Raw genomic sequence first — 16,908 nt, 5'->3', positions numbered from 1 at the left:
ATGTTTTGGGATATGCAGTTTCAGGCGATCGCTCCTATTTCAGTTTGTTTATCCGATCAGAAAGCAATCAGGTTTAAGCTCATCCTATGCCGCCTGCATCAGGGAGGAATTGGCAAAATCAATTATATTACATCTCTATTAGATCCAGGTCCCAATTTAAGCCGCACGACTTTATACCTATGAACGAACAATTGCAAACTACCAAGTCCAATTTTGGTACAACTCCTGTTTTCCTAACTGCCATATCAACCATATTAGGTGCCATCATGTTTCTTCGGTTTGGGTTTTCGGTAGGGTCTGTAGGATTTGCCGGATCCTTGATCATCATCCTGATAGGCCACGCCGTAACCATACCTACAGCCCTGGCGCTCGGAGAGATCGCTACGAATCAAAAAGTAGAAGGCGGCGGTGAATATTTTATTATCTCCAGATCCTTTGGCCTTAATATCGGTGCTGCCATAGGCATTGCCCTATTCCTTTCGCAAGCAATCAGCGTAGCTTTTTATACCATCGCATTTGCAGAATCATTTAATACGATCAAGCCCTGGCTATCAGAGCATTTCCATATTGAGGTATTGGACAATCGGCTGTTTAGCATACCTGCCCTGGCGGGTCTTATATTGTTAATGGTCACCCGGGGTGCTGACTTGGGTATAAAAGCGCTGTATATCGTCGTAAGTTTACTGATTGTTTCCCTCATTTTTTTCTTTTTAGGAGATACTAGTTTTAGCCATACCCCGGAAAGTTCAAAATTTCTGTCTTTGCCTACTGCTGACCAGGGATTTTTTTATGTTTTTTCGATCATATTTCCTGCCTTTACAGGTATGACTGCTGGAGTTGGGCTTTCAGGAGACCTTCGTGATCCTAAAAAATCTATTCCCTTAGGTACGCTTGCTGCCACCATCACAGGCATGATTATTTATATTCTGATTGCTTATAAGTTATTTGTGTCCGCCAGTCCGGCAGATTTATTGAGTGATCAATTGATCATGAGTAAGATTGCTATCTGGGGACCCATTATTCCAATTGGTTTGGCCGCCGCGACGATCTCATCGGCTATCGGATCTTTCATGGTCGCTCCAAGAACACTCCAGGCCATCGGCGCTGACGATGTCATGCCCAACAAAGCCATAAATAAATGGTTGGCTACCGGTACTCAAAATCGCAATGAGCCCCGCAATGCCACCATTGCTACCAGTATCATTGCCCTGGTTTTTGTGCTGATCGGTGATGTCAATGCAGTGGCTGTCATTATATCCATGTTTTTTTTAGTGACCTATGGTTCTTTGTGCCTGATTTCTTTTTTACAACACTTTGCAGCCGACCCGGCGTATCGTCCATCGTTTAAATCAAAATGGTATATCTCTTTATTTGGGGCCCTGATGTGCATCTACCTGATGTTTAAAATCAATGCTGCTTATGCCTTGCTATCGGTCATCCTGATGGTGAGTATCTATTTCTACATCACGTATAATAATCCCAATGCGACCAGTATGGCACGCATATTTGAAGGAGTGATTCATCAGTTTAGCCGGCGAGTGCAGGTCTTTCTACAAAAATCAGAAAAAGAAAATGCGGTAGGAAACTGGAGGCCAGGGGTCATCTGTTTGTCCAAAGATAGTTTCCAACGATTTGCAGCTTTCGAAATGATGAAATGGATTTCGCACCGGTACGGGTTCGGCACCTATATTCATTTTGAAAACAAATACTTTTCGAAAGAGTCAAAGCAGCTAGCCGACGCAGACCTGGAAAAACTGATCGACATGGCAGAAAAAGCCAAGTCCAATGTATTTCTGGAGACCATCATCACCCCGTCCAATACTTCAGCGATCTTGCAGGCCATCCAACAACCCGCCGTGTCTGGTCAGCCCAATAATATGATGCTGTTTGAATTTGCCAAAGGCGACAGAGAATGGCTCACCCAGGTCATAGAAAATTACAATTTGCTTCTGGCTGCTAAATATGATATTGTGATCCTGCGATCCAGTATTCGCAATTTTGGCTACAAACGAAATATTCATGTTTGGATTAGAAAAGAAGATTATGAAAATGCCAGTCTCATGATTTTATTATCATATATCATCCTGGGTCACAAAGATTGGAGCCAAGGAGAAATAAAGATATTTGCTATTTTCTCTGAGAAAGACCTGGAGACAGAAAAGCAACATCTTATCGATCTCACTACTTCCGGCAGGCTGCCCATCTCTCCAAGCAATATTAAAGTAATCTCTCAATATGATGGTATGAATCACCAGGATACTATCAATGAATATTCAGCAGATGCAGATCTTACTTTAGTAGGTTTCCATGAGAGTGTCATCAAAGCCAAAGGTGAAGAATTTTTTGAACGCTACGATAAAGTGGGAGATATCCTTTTTGTAAATACCCAGACTTCAAAATTCATCACCTAGTCACTCCACACATTACCATTTTTGTATTTTTCACAAAATGAATAGATTAATACCGCCATTCCTACTCCTGGTACTAATGATACCTGCATGTAAATCATCTGCTGCCCTCGATCAACAAATAGTGGCTACATGGAAGATGGAAAAAGTAATAGAATACGGTGCCGATGTCACTTCAAAGCACAACCCAGCCAATAATCGTTGGATCACATTCAATCCGGATGGCACTTTTCTCAGTGATGGCGATCCTTTCGGCCCCAATAAAGGTAGATGGTCGGTAAAACCACGATCAAACATCCTGACGCTTGATAGTGATGTAGATGATGATGATAGTGATTGGAATGTTGTGGTCGACGGCGATCTTACTACCTGGACTGGTAGAGGCCATGAGCGTAAAGAAAATACGACGCTGGTCCATCGTAGGGTGAGAGAATGATCTTGCACTTCAATGGAATAATTCAAATAGATTTTAAAAGGTGAAAACGGAGATAATACGGAAAGCATCGATAGTGAAACCCATGCTGCATGGACTGCCTTATTTAAAAACAGGATTATGAATGGAAAATCTATTGTGTCCCTTTGATGGAAATTCTCAGCTGAGAAGAAATAATCCATTTGACTATCCTTAATTTCACATTTTTCCTGACAACAACAGATAATCACAAAACTCAAAGATGAGTATATCATCCTGATAGGTTTGATTCTATCCATTCTATTACTCATCATTGCTGCATTGAATTACCCAGGTGGAAATATTAGGGATATTCATTCCAAGGGATATAGTTTGAATAAGAATTATATCAGCCATCTGCTGGAGTATCATGCGTTAAATGGAATGGATAATCTTGCCAGGCCGTGGGGTATCCTGGGCGTGGTGATGATGGGTATCACCACCGGACTAGCTTTTGTGCGATTTGCCAATAAGATTGATTTGAAAAAATTTTCCAGCGTGATCAGGTTCCTGGGGTATACTTTAATCCTGGTCACCTCCCTGATCACTATACCACCCTGGCATGACCCTATGATCACTTTGGGCAGCATCATTACACTTTTACTTTTTTTCTATGTAACAGTCCTTTTTTTGCAGTCAAAACTGAAGTCATTTAAAATACTTTCTGTGCTAATGATATTGTGTTTTTATGGTGCCACGTATATGTATTTTACAAGGACAGCGCTGGATTACCTCCCTGCTGTACAGAAATCTATTCATGTATTTCAAATAGTGTTTATTCTGGGAATGGAGTACTTTATCACCAAAGCAGATGTACAACGAAGCTCAAAAGCAAGGACAGTATCTGTCTGAATATAGACACCTTCTATACAATCATTAATTATATCAATATTATCAATGAGTATCAGATCGTATATTTGATCTCCAAATGATGAAGGTCATATCCTATTTCCTTTTTTCATGTCAATTTTACATTCAACATAAACATTAATATCATATGAGCTCTTCTAATAATCACTCCAATGGCAATGGCAAATGCCCCTTTATGCATGGTGAACTAAACTACGTAGCTGGAGGTGGCACTTCCAATAAAGATTGGTGGCCCAATCAATTAAAATTAAATATCCTACGCCAGCATTCTGCGCTAACCAATCCTATGGATCCCTCCTACAACTATGCGGAGGAGTTTAAATCCCTGGACCTTGCCGCGGTAAAAAAAGATCTTTTCGAACTCATGACCTCCTCCCAGGAATGGTGGCCTGCGGACTATGGTCATTATGGCCCCTTTTTTATACGCATGGCCTGGCATAGTGCCGGTACTTACCGGATAGCTGACGGTCGGGGCGGAGCAGGTTCCGGTTCTCAGCGATTTGCACCACTCAACAGCTGGCCCGACAATGCCAGTCTCGACAAAGCCCGCTTACTCCTCTGGCCAGTCAAACAAAAATATGGCCGCAAGATCTCCTGGGCCGACCTTATGATACTGGCTGGCAACTGTGCCCTCGAATCCATGGGCCTGAAAACATTTGGGTTCGGTGGTGGCCGTGAAGATGTTTGGGAACCGGAGCAAGATATCTACTGGGGAGCTGAGAGTGAGTGGCTTGGAGATAAAAGATATTCCGGAGACCGTGATTTGGAGAATCCACTTGCCGCTGTACAAATGGGTCTCATCTATGTCAATCCGGAAGGCCCTAATGGCAATCCCGATCCGATAGCTGCGGCCAAAGATATACGGGAGACTTTCGGCCGAATGGCTATGAATGATTATGAGACCGTAGCACTCATCGCCGGAGGTCATACCTTCGGTAAAACCCATGGGGCAGCCGATCCTTCTAAATATGTAGGCCGAGAGCCTGCAGCAGCGAGTATAGAAGAACAAGGCCTCGGCTGGAAGAATACTTTTGGTAGTGGCCATGGCGTCCATACTATCACCAGCGGACTTGAGGGAGCATGGACGACGACACCTACCCGGTGGAGTAATAATTTCTTTGAGAATCTTTTTAATTATGAATGGGAACTGACCAAAAGCCCTGCCGGTGCACACCAATGGAAACCCAAAAATAATCAAGGCGCCGGCCTCGTACCGGATGCTCATGATCCTGCCATCAGGCACGCACCTTTTATGCTCACTACCGACCTGGCATTAAGATTTGATCCGATCTATGAGCCCATCTCGAAGCATTTTTATGAACATCCTGATGAGTTCGCTGATGCCTTTGCGAGAGCCTGGTTTAAGTTGACTCACCGGGATATGGGACCCATCAGCCGCTACCTTGGACCCGAAGTACCTAAAGAAGAATTAATATGGCAAGATCCTGTCCCTTCTGTCACTCACAAATTGATCGATGACAAAGATATGGCAGCTTTAAAAGCCGAAATCCTTGCATCAGGACTTACCATTGGCGAATTGGTTTCTACTGCATGGGCCTCTGCCTCTACGTTCAGAGGATCTGACAAACGTGGTGGGGCTAATGGAGCAAGAATCAGATTGGCACCACAGAAGTTTTGGAAAGTAAACAATCCTACTCAACTATCCAGTGTGCTTGATAAATTAGAAGCTATCCAACAAGAGTTTAATCATGCACAGACATCGGGCAAAGAAGTTTCTTTAGCAGATCTCATCATCCTGGGCGGAAACGCTGCAGTCGAAAAGGCAGCCTCCCTGGCAGGTCATCCCTTGAATATTCCTTTTACCCCTGGTCGCACAGATGCCAGCCAGGAACAGACTGATGTAGAATCATTTGCAGTACTCGAGCCTTTCGCTGATGGATTCCGCAATTATATAAAAGCTAAATATGCTGTGCCGGCAGAAGAACTACTGGTAGACAAAGCTCAGCTGCTTACCCTGACCGCACCAGAGATGACCGTGTTGATTGGTGGTATGCGCGTGCTACAAACCAACTTCGATGGATCTGTCAGCGGAGTATTCACTCATCGCCCCGGAATACTCACCAATGATTTCTTTTTAAATCTGTTGGATCTGGGTACTACCTGGAAAAGCACCACCGCTGACCAGGATATATTTGAAGGTCGTAGCCGTACTAACGGTGAGCTCAGATGGACGGGTAGTCGGGTAGACTTAATCTTTGGATCTAACTCAGAGCTTCGTGCTATCGCCGAAGTGTATGGTAGCGCTGATTCCAAAGAAAAATTTGTACTTGATTTTGTGGGTGCCTGGAGCAAAGTGATGGACTTGGATCGTATCTGAGTTGGCCTCTAATATGTAATTTAACCACTTAGGTTTTGTTTAACCACTAAGGACACTAAGGTGCACTAAGGATAATGGTCAATTTAGTATGACCAGGTATATATGGACATTCAGTGTAGGAAGTTGATCGTTTTATTGAAATGAGCGGGCAAGCTCTGGTTTTAATATGTGGTTGCTTCGCAACTTGATTGCCACGGAAATCACGGGAGAAGCACGGAGGATTTTATTACGCTATATGTCTCAGTCACCGATGCATAATTCTACTTAGTGTTACTTAGTGTCCTCAGTGGTTCATCTAGATTTGAGTTCATTCTTTACCCCTCCATGTTTTCAGTGGTAACCCCCACGGCGAAGCCGATCATTACACCCATCCCCAAAAACACTAACTTTACGCAGTGAAAATTCAATCCCCTTCCATTTCCTGCGTGCTTCTTTTTGTGTTTACCCTGGCAGCCACCCAACTGTCCGGACAGTCCACCGGCAAGATTTCTGGTAAGATCACGGACAGCCGTACTCCACTGGAGTTCGTGACTGTGACAGCGGCCCCATTATCTGATAGTACCCAAGTGCTGAAATATTTTGTCACCGATAGTCTCGGATTTTTCACTTTGGAGGGTTTGCCATTTGATACCTATAAACTGGAGTGCAGGCTCATCGGGTACGAAGTAGTGGCCAGGAATGTCACACTAACCAAAGCGCAGCCGCAGGTGATATTGCCTGAAATCGATTTTTCACCCGGAGCAAACGAGTTGGAAGGGGTGACTGTGACTGCTCAGCGCAAACTCATCGAAAGGACTACCGGTGGGTTTATCGTCAATACCGCTGGCAATCTCGTCCAGGCAGGCGGGACGGCGACTGATCTCCTCAAAAATACCCCCGCTGTCACTGTAGATGCTGATGGTGCTATCACCCTCCGAGGCAAATCCCCATTGATACTGGTCAATGGTCGAAACTCCAGCCTCGGCAATCCTGATAATATCCCAGCCAGCAGTATAGAAAGTATTGAAATACTGACCAATCCATCAGCCAAATACGATGCAAATGCTGAAAGCGGCATTATCAATATACGGCTTAAAAAAAATAAGGACAATGGTATCAATGGCGCTTTTGCCCTGGCAGGTGGCGTTGGTGCCAAAGGTCGCATCAGTAGCTCGGCAGTCCTAAATCAAAAAACTAAAAAATGGTCTTCCAGTCTTGGTTATGATAATCGATTTGCAGGCAGGACCCGGGATATCCTTTCCCAAAGGACTAATTTTTTCCTCACAGATCAACATGTATTAGATCAAATAAGACATGACTATCGCACGGAAGAGCTTCAAAATCTTAAGCTCAACCTTGACTTCACTCCCAATGAAAAAAATAATTTTGCTTTTGAAGCTATAGGGAATATCGAAGGTCAGATCAACAATGAAGACCTGAATAGCACCTTATACAAAACCAACAATATTTTTAATTCCGCAGCCGACCGATTTTCATTGGAAAAAGAAAAAGAAAAAGTTGGTGAGATGTCCTTTAACTATAAGCGAAATTTTGCAGATGACCGAAAGTCTCTATCTGGATCATTTACTTCTTCGCTCGAAAAAAACAGGCAAAACACGGATATCAACACGCAGGACTATGATATCTCTCATCTTAACCTCGGTGATCCTTTTCTCGAGCGCACGCACAACTATGAGCATGGTGCGACTCATACGCTACAATTGGATTATGCGCTACCCGTCCATAAAAACCTAATATTGGAGACAGGTTACAAAGGCCTGTTCCGTTCACTTAATGCAGATTTTGAGACAGCCAACCTGGAGAACGGCAACTATATCATACAAACCGAGTCGAGCAATATTTTTAATTTTAATGAAGAAGTTCAAGCCGCCTATGCGATCGTCAATTCGGAGACATCCTCAGGGTCCCTCTCTCATTGGTCCTATTCAGCCGGTCTGCGCGCTGAGCAAGTCACCAACACTGGTGAAACCCAGGATCAAAACACAAACTTCAAAAATGATTATCTCAAATTATTTCCCAATGCCAGCCTTTCTTATGCCTTCTCCAAAGATCAATCCTTCCGCTTGAGCTATAGCAAGCGTATTCGTCGTCCGGGATCAGGACAGCTCAACCCTTTTGTAGATATCACCGATGCACTCAATCCTCACAGTGGCAATGCCAATCTCAAGCCTGAGATCATCCACGCCCTGGAGATGGGCTATACCACCAATGGCGACAAACATTCTTTTTCGACTAACCTGTTTTATCGAAGTGCACTCAATACAATCAGACCGTACTACCAGTTATTACCTAATGGGGTGAGTCTGCAGCTGCCAGTCAACATCGGGAGTGCTATCACCTTTGGCAGTGAAAATATCTATGATGCACAGTTTTCTTCAAAATACAATATGAACTTGAGCCTCTCCTTCTTCCAACAAATCATACATGGAACTAATGTGGCGGAAGGCTCAGACCGGGATGCCTTTGGCTGGAATGGCAAAATGATCCACAATCTGGTGCCCTGGCAAAATGGCAAACTTCAACTCATCGGAAATTATATCTCCAATATGCTCACACCCCAGGGACAGCGATCAGCCCAGTATTTCGTCGATCTCGGCTTCCAGCAAAAAATATTGAATAGCAAGGCGCGGCTGGGACTCACTGTAGTCGATGTTTTTAACACGCTGAAGTCTGGTGTAGAAAACTTTACAACTGAATTTAGTAATTATAGAAATTTCAAGGCAGATACCCGAGCAGTTATGCTTACGCTGGCTTATTCGTTCAGGTCGACGCTGAAGGAAAAATTATTAGAGAATAAGTTTTCTAAGGAATAAAAAGATTGCACCGTATCTGATCTTTACATTTGAGTCATTTATATTATTCAATTTATGATTCAAGATACCTTCGTGCTCACTATCCATATGGTGTCCAGCCTGGATGGTTTCATAGCCAAAAAGGACAATAACATTTCATGGTTCGAGGCATCATGCCATTATGAAAGAGGTGTAAGCGGACAGGATCCGGTAGAGTTCCTCAAGACCATAGACTGCTATGTAATGGGGTCCAAAACATACGAGCTCGCCCTAGAACTTTCAAAATCTTATGGCTGGGCATATGGTGACAAACCAACCATAGTAGTGAGCAGCAGAAACCTACCTAACGAAAGGCAGAATTTAGAATTTTACGATGGCGACCTGACCAGTCTAGTGAATGAAAGATTAAGACCCAATTATAAATCGGTATGGCTCGTAGGTGGGGCTTCGCTTGCCAGGGATTTCATCCAATTAAATCTGGCTGAGGAAATAAGAATATCGATTTTGCCCATTCTATTGGGTGATGGAACATTATTATTTGATCACCTGGGTATAGAACAACTATTAAATTTGAAAGAAGTGACTGCCTACAAAAATGGGATGGTCGAACTATGGTATTCCTTAAAAAAGGATAAGAAGAAGATTTAGATTTCAGACTCAGATTTCAGATTCTGACTTCTGATGCTGATTCTTATTTACTCAATTTTCAAACTTTTGACCGGATTGGCTACAGCTGCCCGGATCGTCTGAAAACTGACCGTAATCAAAGCAATCATTATTGCCAGTGCACCTGCCATACCAAAATACCACCAGTGCATGCCTTCACGGTAAGGATACTTTTCCAACCAACCAGTGAGAAAATACCACGAAACCGGAAAAGCAATCAGGGTGGAGACTGCTACCAGGAGCATAAAATCTTTAGACAACATACCTACAAGATTACCTACACCAGCTCCCAATACTTTGCGTATACCGATCTCTTTGATTCGCTGTTCTGCAGTGAAAGTCGCCAGACCAAATAATCCAAGACAAGAAATAAAGATGGCCAGGAACGCAAAATATTTAGATAGTTTACCAACCGTCTGCTCTGATTTATAATTTTTGGCTATTTCTTCGTCAGTAAATGAATATTTGAATGGAAAAGCCGGGTTAAACTGTTTGTACATTTTCTCCAGGCTGGCAATGGCTTGTTTGGTCTGCCCGGCTTCTGTCCTGACGATGATATAGCCCCATACACTTTGCCAGCTCGGTTTGAACAATCGGATGATCAATGGATCGATCGGTACATGCAGGGAGTTATGGTGAAAGTCCTTCATCAACCCGATGATCTGGCCTTTGTCTCCCCACATGGTGAGTTCTTTGCCCACAGGATCGGTGTACCCAATTTTTTTGGCAGCCGACTCATTGATCAGGTAATTGACGGTGTCGGTGCTGAACGAATGATCAAAATCACGGCCATTGACTAATTCGATCCCCATCGTCTTGATATAATCATAGGTAATATTACTGTTGCTGAACAATATGGATTTGGTCGTGTCTTTACCCGGCCATCTCACTCCTCCGGTAGAACTACCTACTTGTAGCGGACTATTGCTTGCACTAGTTATTTGTTTGATGCCTGCCTCCCTGGAAAGTTCCTGTTTGAATACTTCATAATTTTTTTGCAAATCCCCCTCAATCGGCACCATGATCAGATTTTCTTTGTCAAAGCCCAGGCTTTTATTGTTGATATAGGCGATTTGTCGATAGATCACGATCATACCCATGATGAGAAAAATGGACAGGGCAAACTGAAACACTACGAGACCTCTTCTCAATAAGGTCGCTGACGGATTAAAACGAAGCCACCCTTTTAACACCGTGATCGGTCGCAAGGCCGACATAAAAAATGCCGGATAGCTCCCTGCAAAAACACCGGTACCCAGAGTAAGGCCAAACACGGTAATCAAAAATGCAGGATCAGTAAAAGGTATTTTGAGCAACTTGCCGGTGACCGTATTGAAAGAAGGCAAAAAGAAATATACCATTGCAAGGGCACACAATAATGCAATAAAACTCACCAGTACCGATTCGCTAAAAAATTGCAGGACCAATTGATATTTCCTTGCACCGACGACCTTGCGTACACCGACCTCACGCGCGCGCTTGAGCGATCTTGCTGTAGCCAGGTTCATAAAATTAATACAGGCGATTAATAAAATAATAATGGCTACAATGGAAAATATCCTTACATACTCTATTCGACCACCATCCTGCACCCCTGCTTTCCACTGGCCATAGAGGTAGGACTGACCAAAGTTTTGCAAAAATAATTTGACATTGGTATCCTTGTTTTTTGTCTGGATATAGTCTTCGATCTTGGCGTTGACTTTAGTGATATCCGCTTGTTCATTCAACAACACAAAACATCGAGGACCATTATTGCCCCACTCCTTGGCCCAATCATTGTCTTTAAGCCATTGCTCCCAGGACATGATAAAATCGAATTTCATAGAGGACGCTTCAGGTATTTCAGCCAATACACCGGTGACAGTTACATTGTCTTTATTGTCTATCCTGATAGATTTGCCTATGGGCTCTTCTCCCAGAAAATATTTATCCGCAAGCTTTTGTGACAGGACGATGCCATCCGGTCTATCCAAAGCAGACGCAGGATCACCTTTGATCAATTTGAACGAAAACATTTTGAGAAAATCCTTTTGAGCATATCTACCTTTCTCTTTATCCAATTTATTCCCTACGGTAAATAAGGGTTCTTCTTCCCACAAAAATTGACTGGCCATCTGGATCTCAGGTATGTCCTTGACGATATTTTCTGCGAGCAGGCCGGGAGTGGATTCGAAAGTAGAGATCTCACCGGAATAGTTTTGGTTTTCCATGACCCGATACAGTCTGCTATCGTATAGGTGGAAACGATCTTTGTCCAGCTCATCCTGGAGCCATAGCAAAATCACCAGGCTGCAGGCCAGACCGAGGGCAAGTCCTAGTATATTGATGAGTGAAAAGGTTTTATTGGCGAGTAGATTTCTCCAGGCAGTTCGAAAGAAATTTTTGAGCATAGCATTTGTTTTTTAATAGGCAGACCTTAAAGACTCCTTTATAATACTATGGGTTGCAGAGAAAGGTTACACCTAGTTATAAGTATTTAATTATGTGATATTAACACATATATATTTTAATACTATAAAGTGCATAGTGTTCGATTTTGATACAACTATGTTAAAACAAATTAAGTTCTCGCTGATAATTTAATGATACTTCTTTCCGAAAGGATCATAAACAAAAGTCCTATATACCTTAAACCCAAAATACTTATCAGCGATAGTTGCTCTCACACCCAACGCCTACAGTCGGACCGTCAAACTAATCGACATCATCCATCATGCAGGAGCTAAAAGCAGTCACTTATTGCCAACTATTTAAAAGTATTTGAGCAGTCGCAGAATCCTTCATTTTTTCATAACCTTTACGGCCTCAACATCTTTTTACTAAACCATTTTCTCACCTTCTATTCAGATAATCTCCGTAAACTTACTGGTGAATAAAGCGAATAATTAAAAACCTGGCTGAGTTATTTTTTATGAATTCAAGAAATAAATTAGTAGTTAGACTAGTATATGCTGTCTGCATTCTGACTGCACTTCCAGTTATTTCATTAAAATCTCAACATACCATCATTAAAGGGACACTGATCGAAAAATCAAATAATCTGCCTTTGGAATATGCCAGTGTGGCTCTATTAAGTAACTTAGATTCTTCAGTCATAGCCGGGACCACCACTAATGCAAAAGGTGATTTTCTTCTTGCATAAGTAGACTCCGGGGATTACATCGGTCAAATCGTCTTTCTAGGTTTTAAAACCAAATACATTCAACTATCGGTCTCAAAAAATAATAAAGAGATCGATTTGGCCTATATCACTATGGAATCATCCACTGATTTATTAAAAGAAATCACCGTGACAGGCAATCGTATAAACAGCACCAACAAGCTGGATAAACAAACCTATAGTGCGGATCAATTTGAATCTTCCAAAGGAGGTAGTGCCATCGATGCCTTGAAAAATCTGCCCTCTGTTGCTGTAAATAGTGCAGGTGAAATCAGTATCAGGGGCTCCACCGGATTTCTGATATTGATCAATGGAAAGCCCATGGTCACCGATGCACAGACTATCTTAAGTCAATTGCCTGCTAATACCATTGAAAATATTGAGTTGATTACGGCACCGTCTTCTAAATATGACGCCGATGGAAAGGCAGGCATTCTCAATATAGTAACCAGGCAGGGAGTTGACAATGGGCTCGCCATCATAGCCAACCTGCAGGGTGGTCTGCCAAGCACCACAGATTTTAATAATCTCGAAAAACCATCACGATTTGGAGGAGACTTTACTATCAATTTCAAACAAAACAAGTGGGATCTATCCCTGAGTGCAAATTATTTGAGAAATGACGGCAATGGACGCAGGGAAGGAGATGTATTCACTAAAAATTTTATCAACCATACGATCACCCGGTTTCCATCGCTCGGCGAAAGAAGTTTTGACCGTTACAGTTATGGTGCAAGGACCTCCATCAACTACTCCTCCAATAAAAACAATGTATTTAATCTGGGTATTTTCGCCAGCAAAAAATACCAGCAAAGGCGTGCGGATATTGAATATGCCAATTCTACCTCGGATCTGACTACTAATACTATTTTACGACAACTGAATTACTTCAACTCTAATCTACAGACTAAAGAGGGTGAATTTTTAGTGGGCAGTTTAGACTATGTCCATACCTTCCATGATAAGTCTACGCTAAGTGCTTCAGCAATGTACGAGCATGCTAACCTCGTTGGAAACACGCTGAATAAAAATATAAATCTGCCTGATAAAAACATGGTATTCCAGCAGGTTATTAATCCTTATACAAATCCAATTAGTGGATACAGATTTAAGTTGGACCACAGCATATCTATTGGAACTGGCAAATTGGAGAGTGGGTATCAGTTCAGGTCAGACCATCAGGACGGAAAGTTTGATTATGAGGTGACCCCAAATGTCCCCCAGTCTGACATTTCAAAATTTAGGGGAACCGCAAAATCAACCAATCATATCAATGCTCTATACTCACAATATGGGGGCAAACTATCCGAACTTCTATATGTCGCTGGTTTGAGGTACGAATACGCCTCCAGAGAAGTTATTTTGTCATCCGATACCAATCATCACCATTTAGATCAAAGCAATTTATTTCCTTCGATAAACCTACTATTCCCCTTCAAAGAAACCTGGAATCTAAAAGGTGGATACAGCAAACGGGTGCAACGAAACAATAATTTTGAATTAAACCCCATACCCGAAAGAGAACATTCAGAAACTTTAGAGCAAGGCGACCCGGACCTGTTGCCCCAATATGTTGATTTAGTAGAATTTGGCATCAATCATGATTTCAACAAGGGGAGTTTTTTCTCAACCCTTTATTTTCAGCATATAAAAAACCCAATCCAGCGAGTCAACAATGTCTATGCAGACAGCATTTTAAATCGACTTTTTATCAATGCTTCCAGCGCGAGATTAATTGGCCTGGAAATGGGGAGCACCACTAATTTTGGTCGATGGCTTACCCTGTATATGGGAGCGAACCTATACAATTATAAAATTAGCGGCGAATTGAACGTGTTGGGAGAGACTTCAACCATTAATAATTCCAATTGGGTGTACTCTCTCAATGTAAATACAACTACAGATTTAGGCAAAGAATGGTCCTGGCAAGTTAATGCCAATTATGTGTCAGCCCGCCCGACTGCTCAAGGCGAGGACTCAAGATTTTTATCTCCCAATACCAGCTTAAAGAAATCCTTTTTAGACGGCAAGCTTTCCCTAAGCTTACAATGGCAAAATATTAACCTGGGTTTTATGAATGCCAACCAACAACGCATCACTACCTACGGTACTGACTTTTATACCACCACCAATTACATTTATGAAACAGATGTTTTTTTACTAAATTTTAATTTTAAGCTCAATAAACTTACTAGCAAAGCGAAATTACCAAATAGTGAAATCGGCGAAAAAGAATTTTGATTTCGATTACATAATAGGCAGTACCCAAAGAGTCCCAACAGCCAAATTAGTTAGGCAAAGGGGCAATTGACATATTAATCTTCGAAAGCAAAAGAACTATATCTTATTAACTAATCTTTTCTTTAAATTAAATTGCGAGAACAAAATATATTACTTTAGTCCTTAATTTATTCAAATCATCGGATATTTCTAATATAGCTTGTTGTAAATACTAATGAAAGTCTATACTTCCTGAGCAAAATTCACTATAATCTGTCATCCTCTATAACATGGCAAACCCAATCAAACCTAGTACAGACACTAATTGGTCTCCACTCAGAATAATCATCTTCCGATATTGCTTTATCTTTTTTGCTTTACACAATTTTCCTTTCCCCATCAGTGATATTCCAGTCATAGGTGAGTGGATTTCTGAGCAATATGAAAATATATGGGATAAATTAATCAACTGGGGAGGAAAATTCTTTTTTGGTATACCCGAGATCACTATAAAGCCATTGGGCAGCGGTGACACAACATGGAATTGGGTGCAGGAGTTTTTGATACTCCTTTTCTCAGTCATCGGTTGTTTTATTTGGAGTCTTTTTGACCGAAAAAAAAGGAATTATCCAGAACTCAATTACTGGAACAATGTATGGATACGCTATTGCTTAGGTTTTATCTTGCTAGCCTATGGTATCTACAAGATATTTCCTTCACAATTTGGGACAATTACAACTGATAGGCTTTATCAAGAATTGGGTGAAATGAGTCCTATGGGTTTGTTATGGACTTTTATGGCCTATTCTACAAAGTATCAATTTTTTGGAGGATTAATGGAGTGCCTAGGTGGCTTATTATTGTTGTTCAGAAAAACGACACTTTTAGGGGCATTGATTATTATATGTGTGATGGCCAATGTTTTTGCCCTTAATATGTGCTACGATGTACCGGTAAAACTATTTTCATTTTTACTGCTTTTAATGGCACTTTATCTGGCTGCCCAGGATTTTCAAAGACTTTTAAACTTTTTTATCCTACAAAAATCTACCAAAGCACCTATTCAGTTCGAGACCTATTTTTCAGATAGAAAGTGGTATAAAATAAGTCGCATTATATTGAAGATTGGGTTATTTGTTATATTGATATCACCTTTGATTAAACAATCATTGGGAATAGAAAAAACACAGTCAGGGCCATTAACAACTTTCTATGGTCCCTATAAGGTTTCAAAACACATTAAAAGCCATGTAGAAATACTTCATACTGATTCATTGCGATGGGAAAATCTTTTCATTGACCGTAAGGGGTCTTCCGACATGATTTCCGTTTCAAATGAATTCGGCGTGCGAAACAGGTTTTACTTAAAAAGAAATGATTCTACGAAAACCGCCATATTTAGCACAGCTGGGGACACCTCCAGTTACATTTTCACTTATCAACAACCTGATACAACAAGACTTATTTTTAATGGAACGTTAGGTAAAGATTCGCTTCAGATTGAGTTGGAGAAACAGAAAAGAAAAGATTTTCTCTTAGTCAAACGAGGTTTTCATTGGATAAATGAAGTGCCGTTTAATCGATAGGCAAGTAGGGAAATTATTGAGCTTTAAAATCAGACCCCGGCGTGAAGCAGATCAACTCAAAAGTATTTCAGCCGGAACACCAAGTTTTTTATAAAATTTTCGGGCTATATCCAGGGTGAGTGGTTTTTTGCCGGAAAGAATAGAAGATATATAACCTTTGCTGCCAACCAAGCCTATTAAGTCCTTACTCTTAAGTCTTTTTTCGGCCATTTTTAATTTTATAGCTTCCAAAGGATCAGGTATTGGAATTGCGTGATATTTGTCCTCGTATTCTTTAAGCAATAACAAAGCCACTTGCACTTGTTCACCTTCAGGAGATGTATGCTTCACTTTTCGATCAAACATTTGATCCACCCAATCCAGCATAGCTTCATATTCTTTATTCGACTTTATTATTTTTAATATCATAATTTC

At 41.5% G+C, this 16,908-nt stretch carries 11 protein-coding genes; 9 read left to right on the top strand and 2 right to left on the bottom strand.

Features of this window, described 5'->3' with window-relative positions; translation table 11 throughout:
- Positions 1–179 precede the first annotated feature (179 nt).
- The 6 genes from IPJ09_20275 to IPJ09_20250 all read left to right on the top strand — a co-directional run bounded on the left by IPJ09_20275 (position 180) and on the right by IPJ09_20250 (position 9,507).
- On the top strand, positions 180–2,411 hold the full coding sequence (locus IPJ09_20275; protein MBK7373728.1) for an amino acid permease: 2,232 nt from the start codon (positions 180–182) through the stop codon (positions 2,409–2,411).
- Positions 2,412–2,448: 37 nt separating this feature from the next.
- Positions 2,449–2,844: a hypothetical protein gene (locus tag IPJ09_20270; protein MBK7373727.1), complete on the top strand. Its 396-nt coding sequence runs from the start codon at positions 2,449–2,451 to the stop codon at positions 2,842–2,844.
- Between the two features lie 348 nt (positions 2,845–3,192).
- Positions 3,193–3,711: a hypothetical protein gene (locus IPJ09_20265; GenBank protein MBK7373726.1), complete on the top strand. Its 519-nt coding sequence runs from the start codon at positions 3,193–3,195 to the stop codon at positions 3,709–3,711.
- A 145-nt stretch (positions 3,712–3,856) separates the two neighbouring features.
- A complete protein-coding gene (gene katG, locus IPJ09_20260; GenBank protein ID MBK7373725.1) occupies positions 3,857–6,067 on the top strand; it encodes a catalase/peroxidase HPI in 2,211 nt (736 codons plus the stop codon).
- 416 nt (positions 6,068–6,483) lie between these two features.
- Positions 6,484–8,880: a TonB-dependent receptor gene (locus IPJ09_20255; GenBank protein ID MBK7373724.1), complete on the top strand. Its 2,397-nt coding sequence runs from the start codon at positions 6,484–6,486 to the stop codon at positions 8,878–8,880.
- Between the two features lie 54 nt (positions 8,881–8,934).
- Positions 8,935–9,507, top strand: coding sequence for a dihydrofolate reductase (locus tag IPJ09_20250; GenBank protein MBK7373723.1), 573 nt, complete (start codon positions 8,935–8,937; stop codon positions 9,505–9,507).
- A gap of 47 nt (positions 9,508–9,554) precedes the next feature.
- Here the strand turns inward: IPJ09_20250 and IPJ09_20245 are convergent, their stop codons facing one another.
- Positions 9,555–11,918: an ABC transporter permease gene (locus IPJ09_20245; protein MBK7373722.1), complete on the bottom strand. Its 2,364-nt coding sequence runs from the start codon at positions 11,916–11,918 to the stop codon at positions 9,555–9,557.
- A gap of 521 nt (positions 11,919–12,439) precedes the next feature.
- Between IPJ09_20245 and IPJ09_20240 the strand changes: the two genes are divergently transcribed.
- From IPJ09_20240 to IPJ09_20230, 3 genes are all read left to right on the top strand, one after another.
- Positions 12,440–12,670 carry a hypothetical protein gene (locus IPJ09_20240; GenBank protein MBK7373721.1) on the top strand — a complete coding sequence of 77 codons (231 nt, stop codon included), beginning with the start codon at positions 12,440–12,442 and terminating at the stop codon, positions 12,668–12,670.
- 111 nt (positions 12,671–12,781) lie between these two features.
- Positions 12,782–14,929 (top strand): TonB-dependent receptor, encoded by a 2,148-nt coding sequence (locus IPJ09_20235; protein MBK7373720.1) that lies wholly within the window; start codon positions 12,782–12,784, stop codon positions 14,927–14,929.
- 497 nt (positions 14,930–15,426) lie between these two features.
- Positions 15,427–16,494, top strand: coding sequence for a DoxX family protein (locus IPJ09_20230; GenBank protein MBK7373719.1), 1,068 nt, complete (start codon positions 15,427–15,429; stop codon positions 16,492–16,494).
- Between the two features lie 51 nt (positions 16,495–16,545).
- On the opposite strand, the gene IPJ09_20225 is transcribed toward IPJ09_20230, so the two are convergent.
- On the bottom strand, positions 16,546–16,902 hold the full coding sequence (locus IPJ09_20225; protein ID MBK7373718.1) for a transcriptional regulator: 357 nt from the start codon (positions 16,900–16,902) through the stop codon (positions 16,546–16,548).
- Between the last annotated feature and the right edge of the window lie 6 nt (positions 16,903–16,908).

The organism is Saprospiraceae bacterium, assembly GCA_016709995.1.
In the GTDB taxonomy this organism is placed as follows: Bacteria; Bacteroidota; Bacteroidia; order Chitinophagales; family Saprospiraceae; genus JADJLQ01.
The sequence above is the reverse complement of the archived record's forward strand: the minus strand, read 5'-3'. Positions and strand labels throughout refer to the sequence as shown.

Coding starts and splice junctions, on each gene's coding strand:
- IPJ09_20235 (MBK7373720.1), top strand. CDS start 12,782: ATGGAATCATCCACTGATTTATTAAAAGAAATCACCGTGACAGGCAAT.
- IPJ09_20225 (MBK7373718.1), bottom strand. CDS start 16,902: ATGATATTAAAAATAATAAAGTCGAATAAAGAATATGAAGCTATGCTG.
- IPJ09_20240 (MBK7373721.1), top strand. CDS start 12,440: ATGAATTCAAGAAATAAATTAGTAGTTAGACTAGTATATGCTGTCTGC.
- IPJ09_20250 (MBK7373723.1), top strand. CDS start 8,935: ATGATTCAAGATACCTTCGTGCTCACTATCCATATGGTGTCCAGCCTG.
- IPJ09_20245 (MBK7373722.1), bottom strand. CDS start 11,918: ATGCTCAAAAATTTCTTTCGAACTGCCTGGAGAAATCTACTCGCCAAT.
- IPJ09_20270 (MBK7373727.1), top strand. CDS start 2,449: ATGAATAGATTAATACCGCCATTCCTACTCCTGGTACTAATGATACCT.
- IPJ09_20275 (MBK7373728.1), top strand. CDS start 180: ATGAACGAACAATTGCAAACTACCAAGTCCAATTTTGGTACAACTCCT.
- katG (MBK7373725.1), top strand. CDS start 3,857: ATGAGCTCTTCTAATAATCACTCCAATGGCAATGGCAAATGCCCCTTT.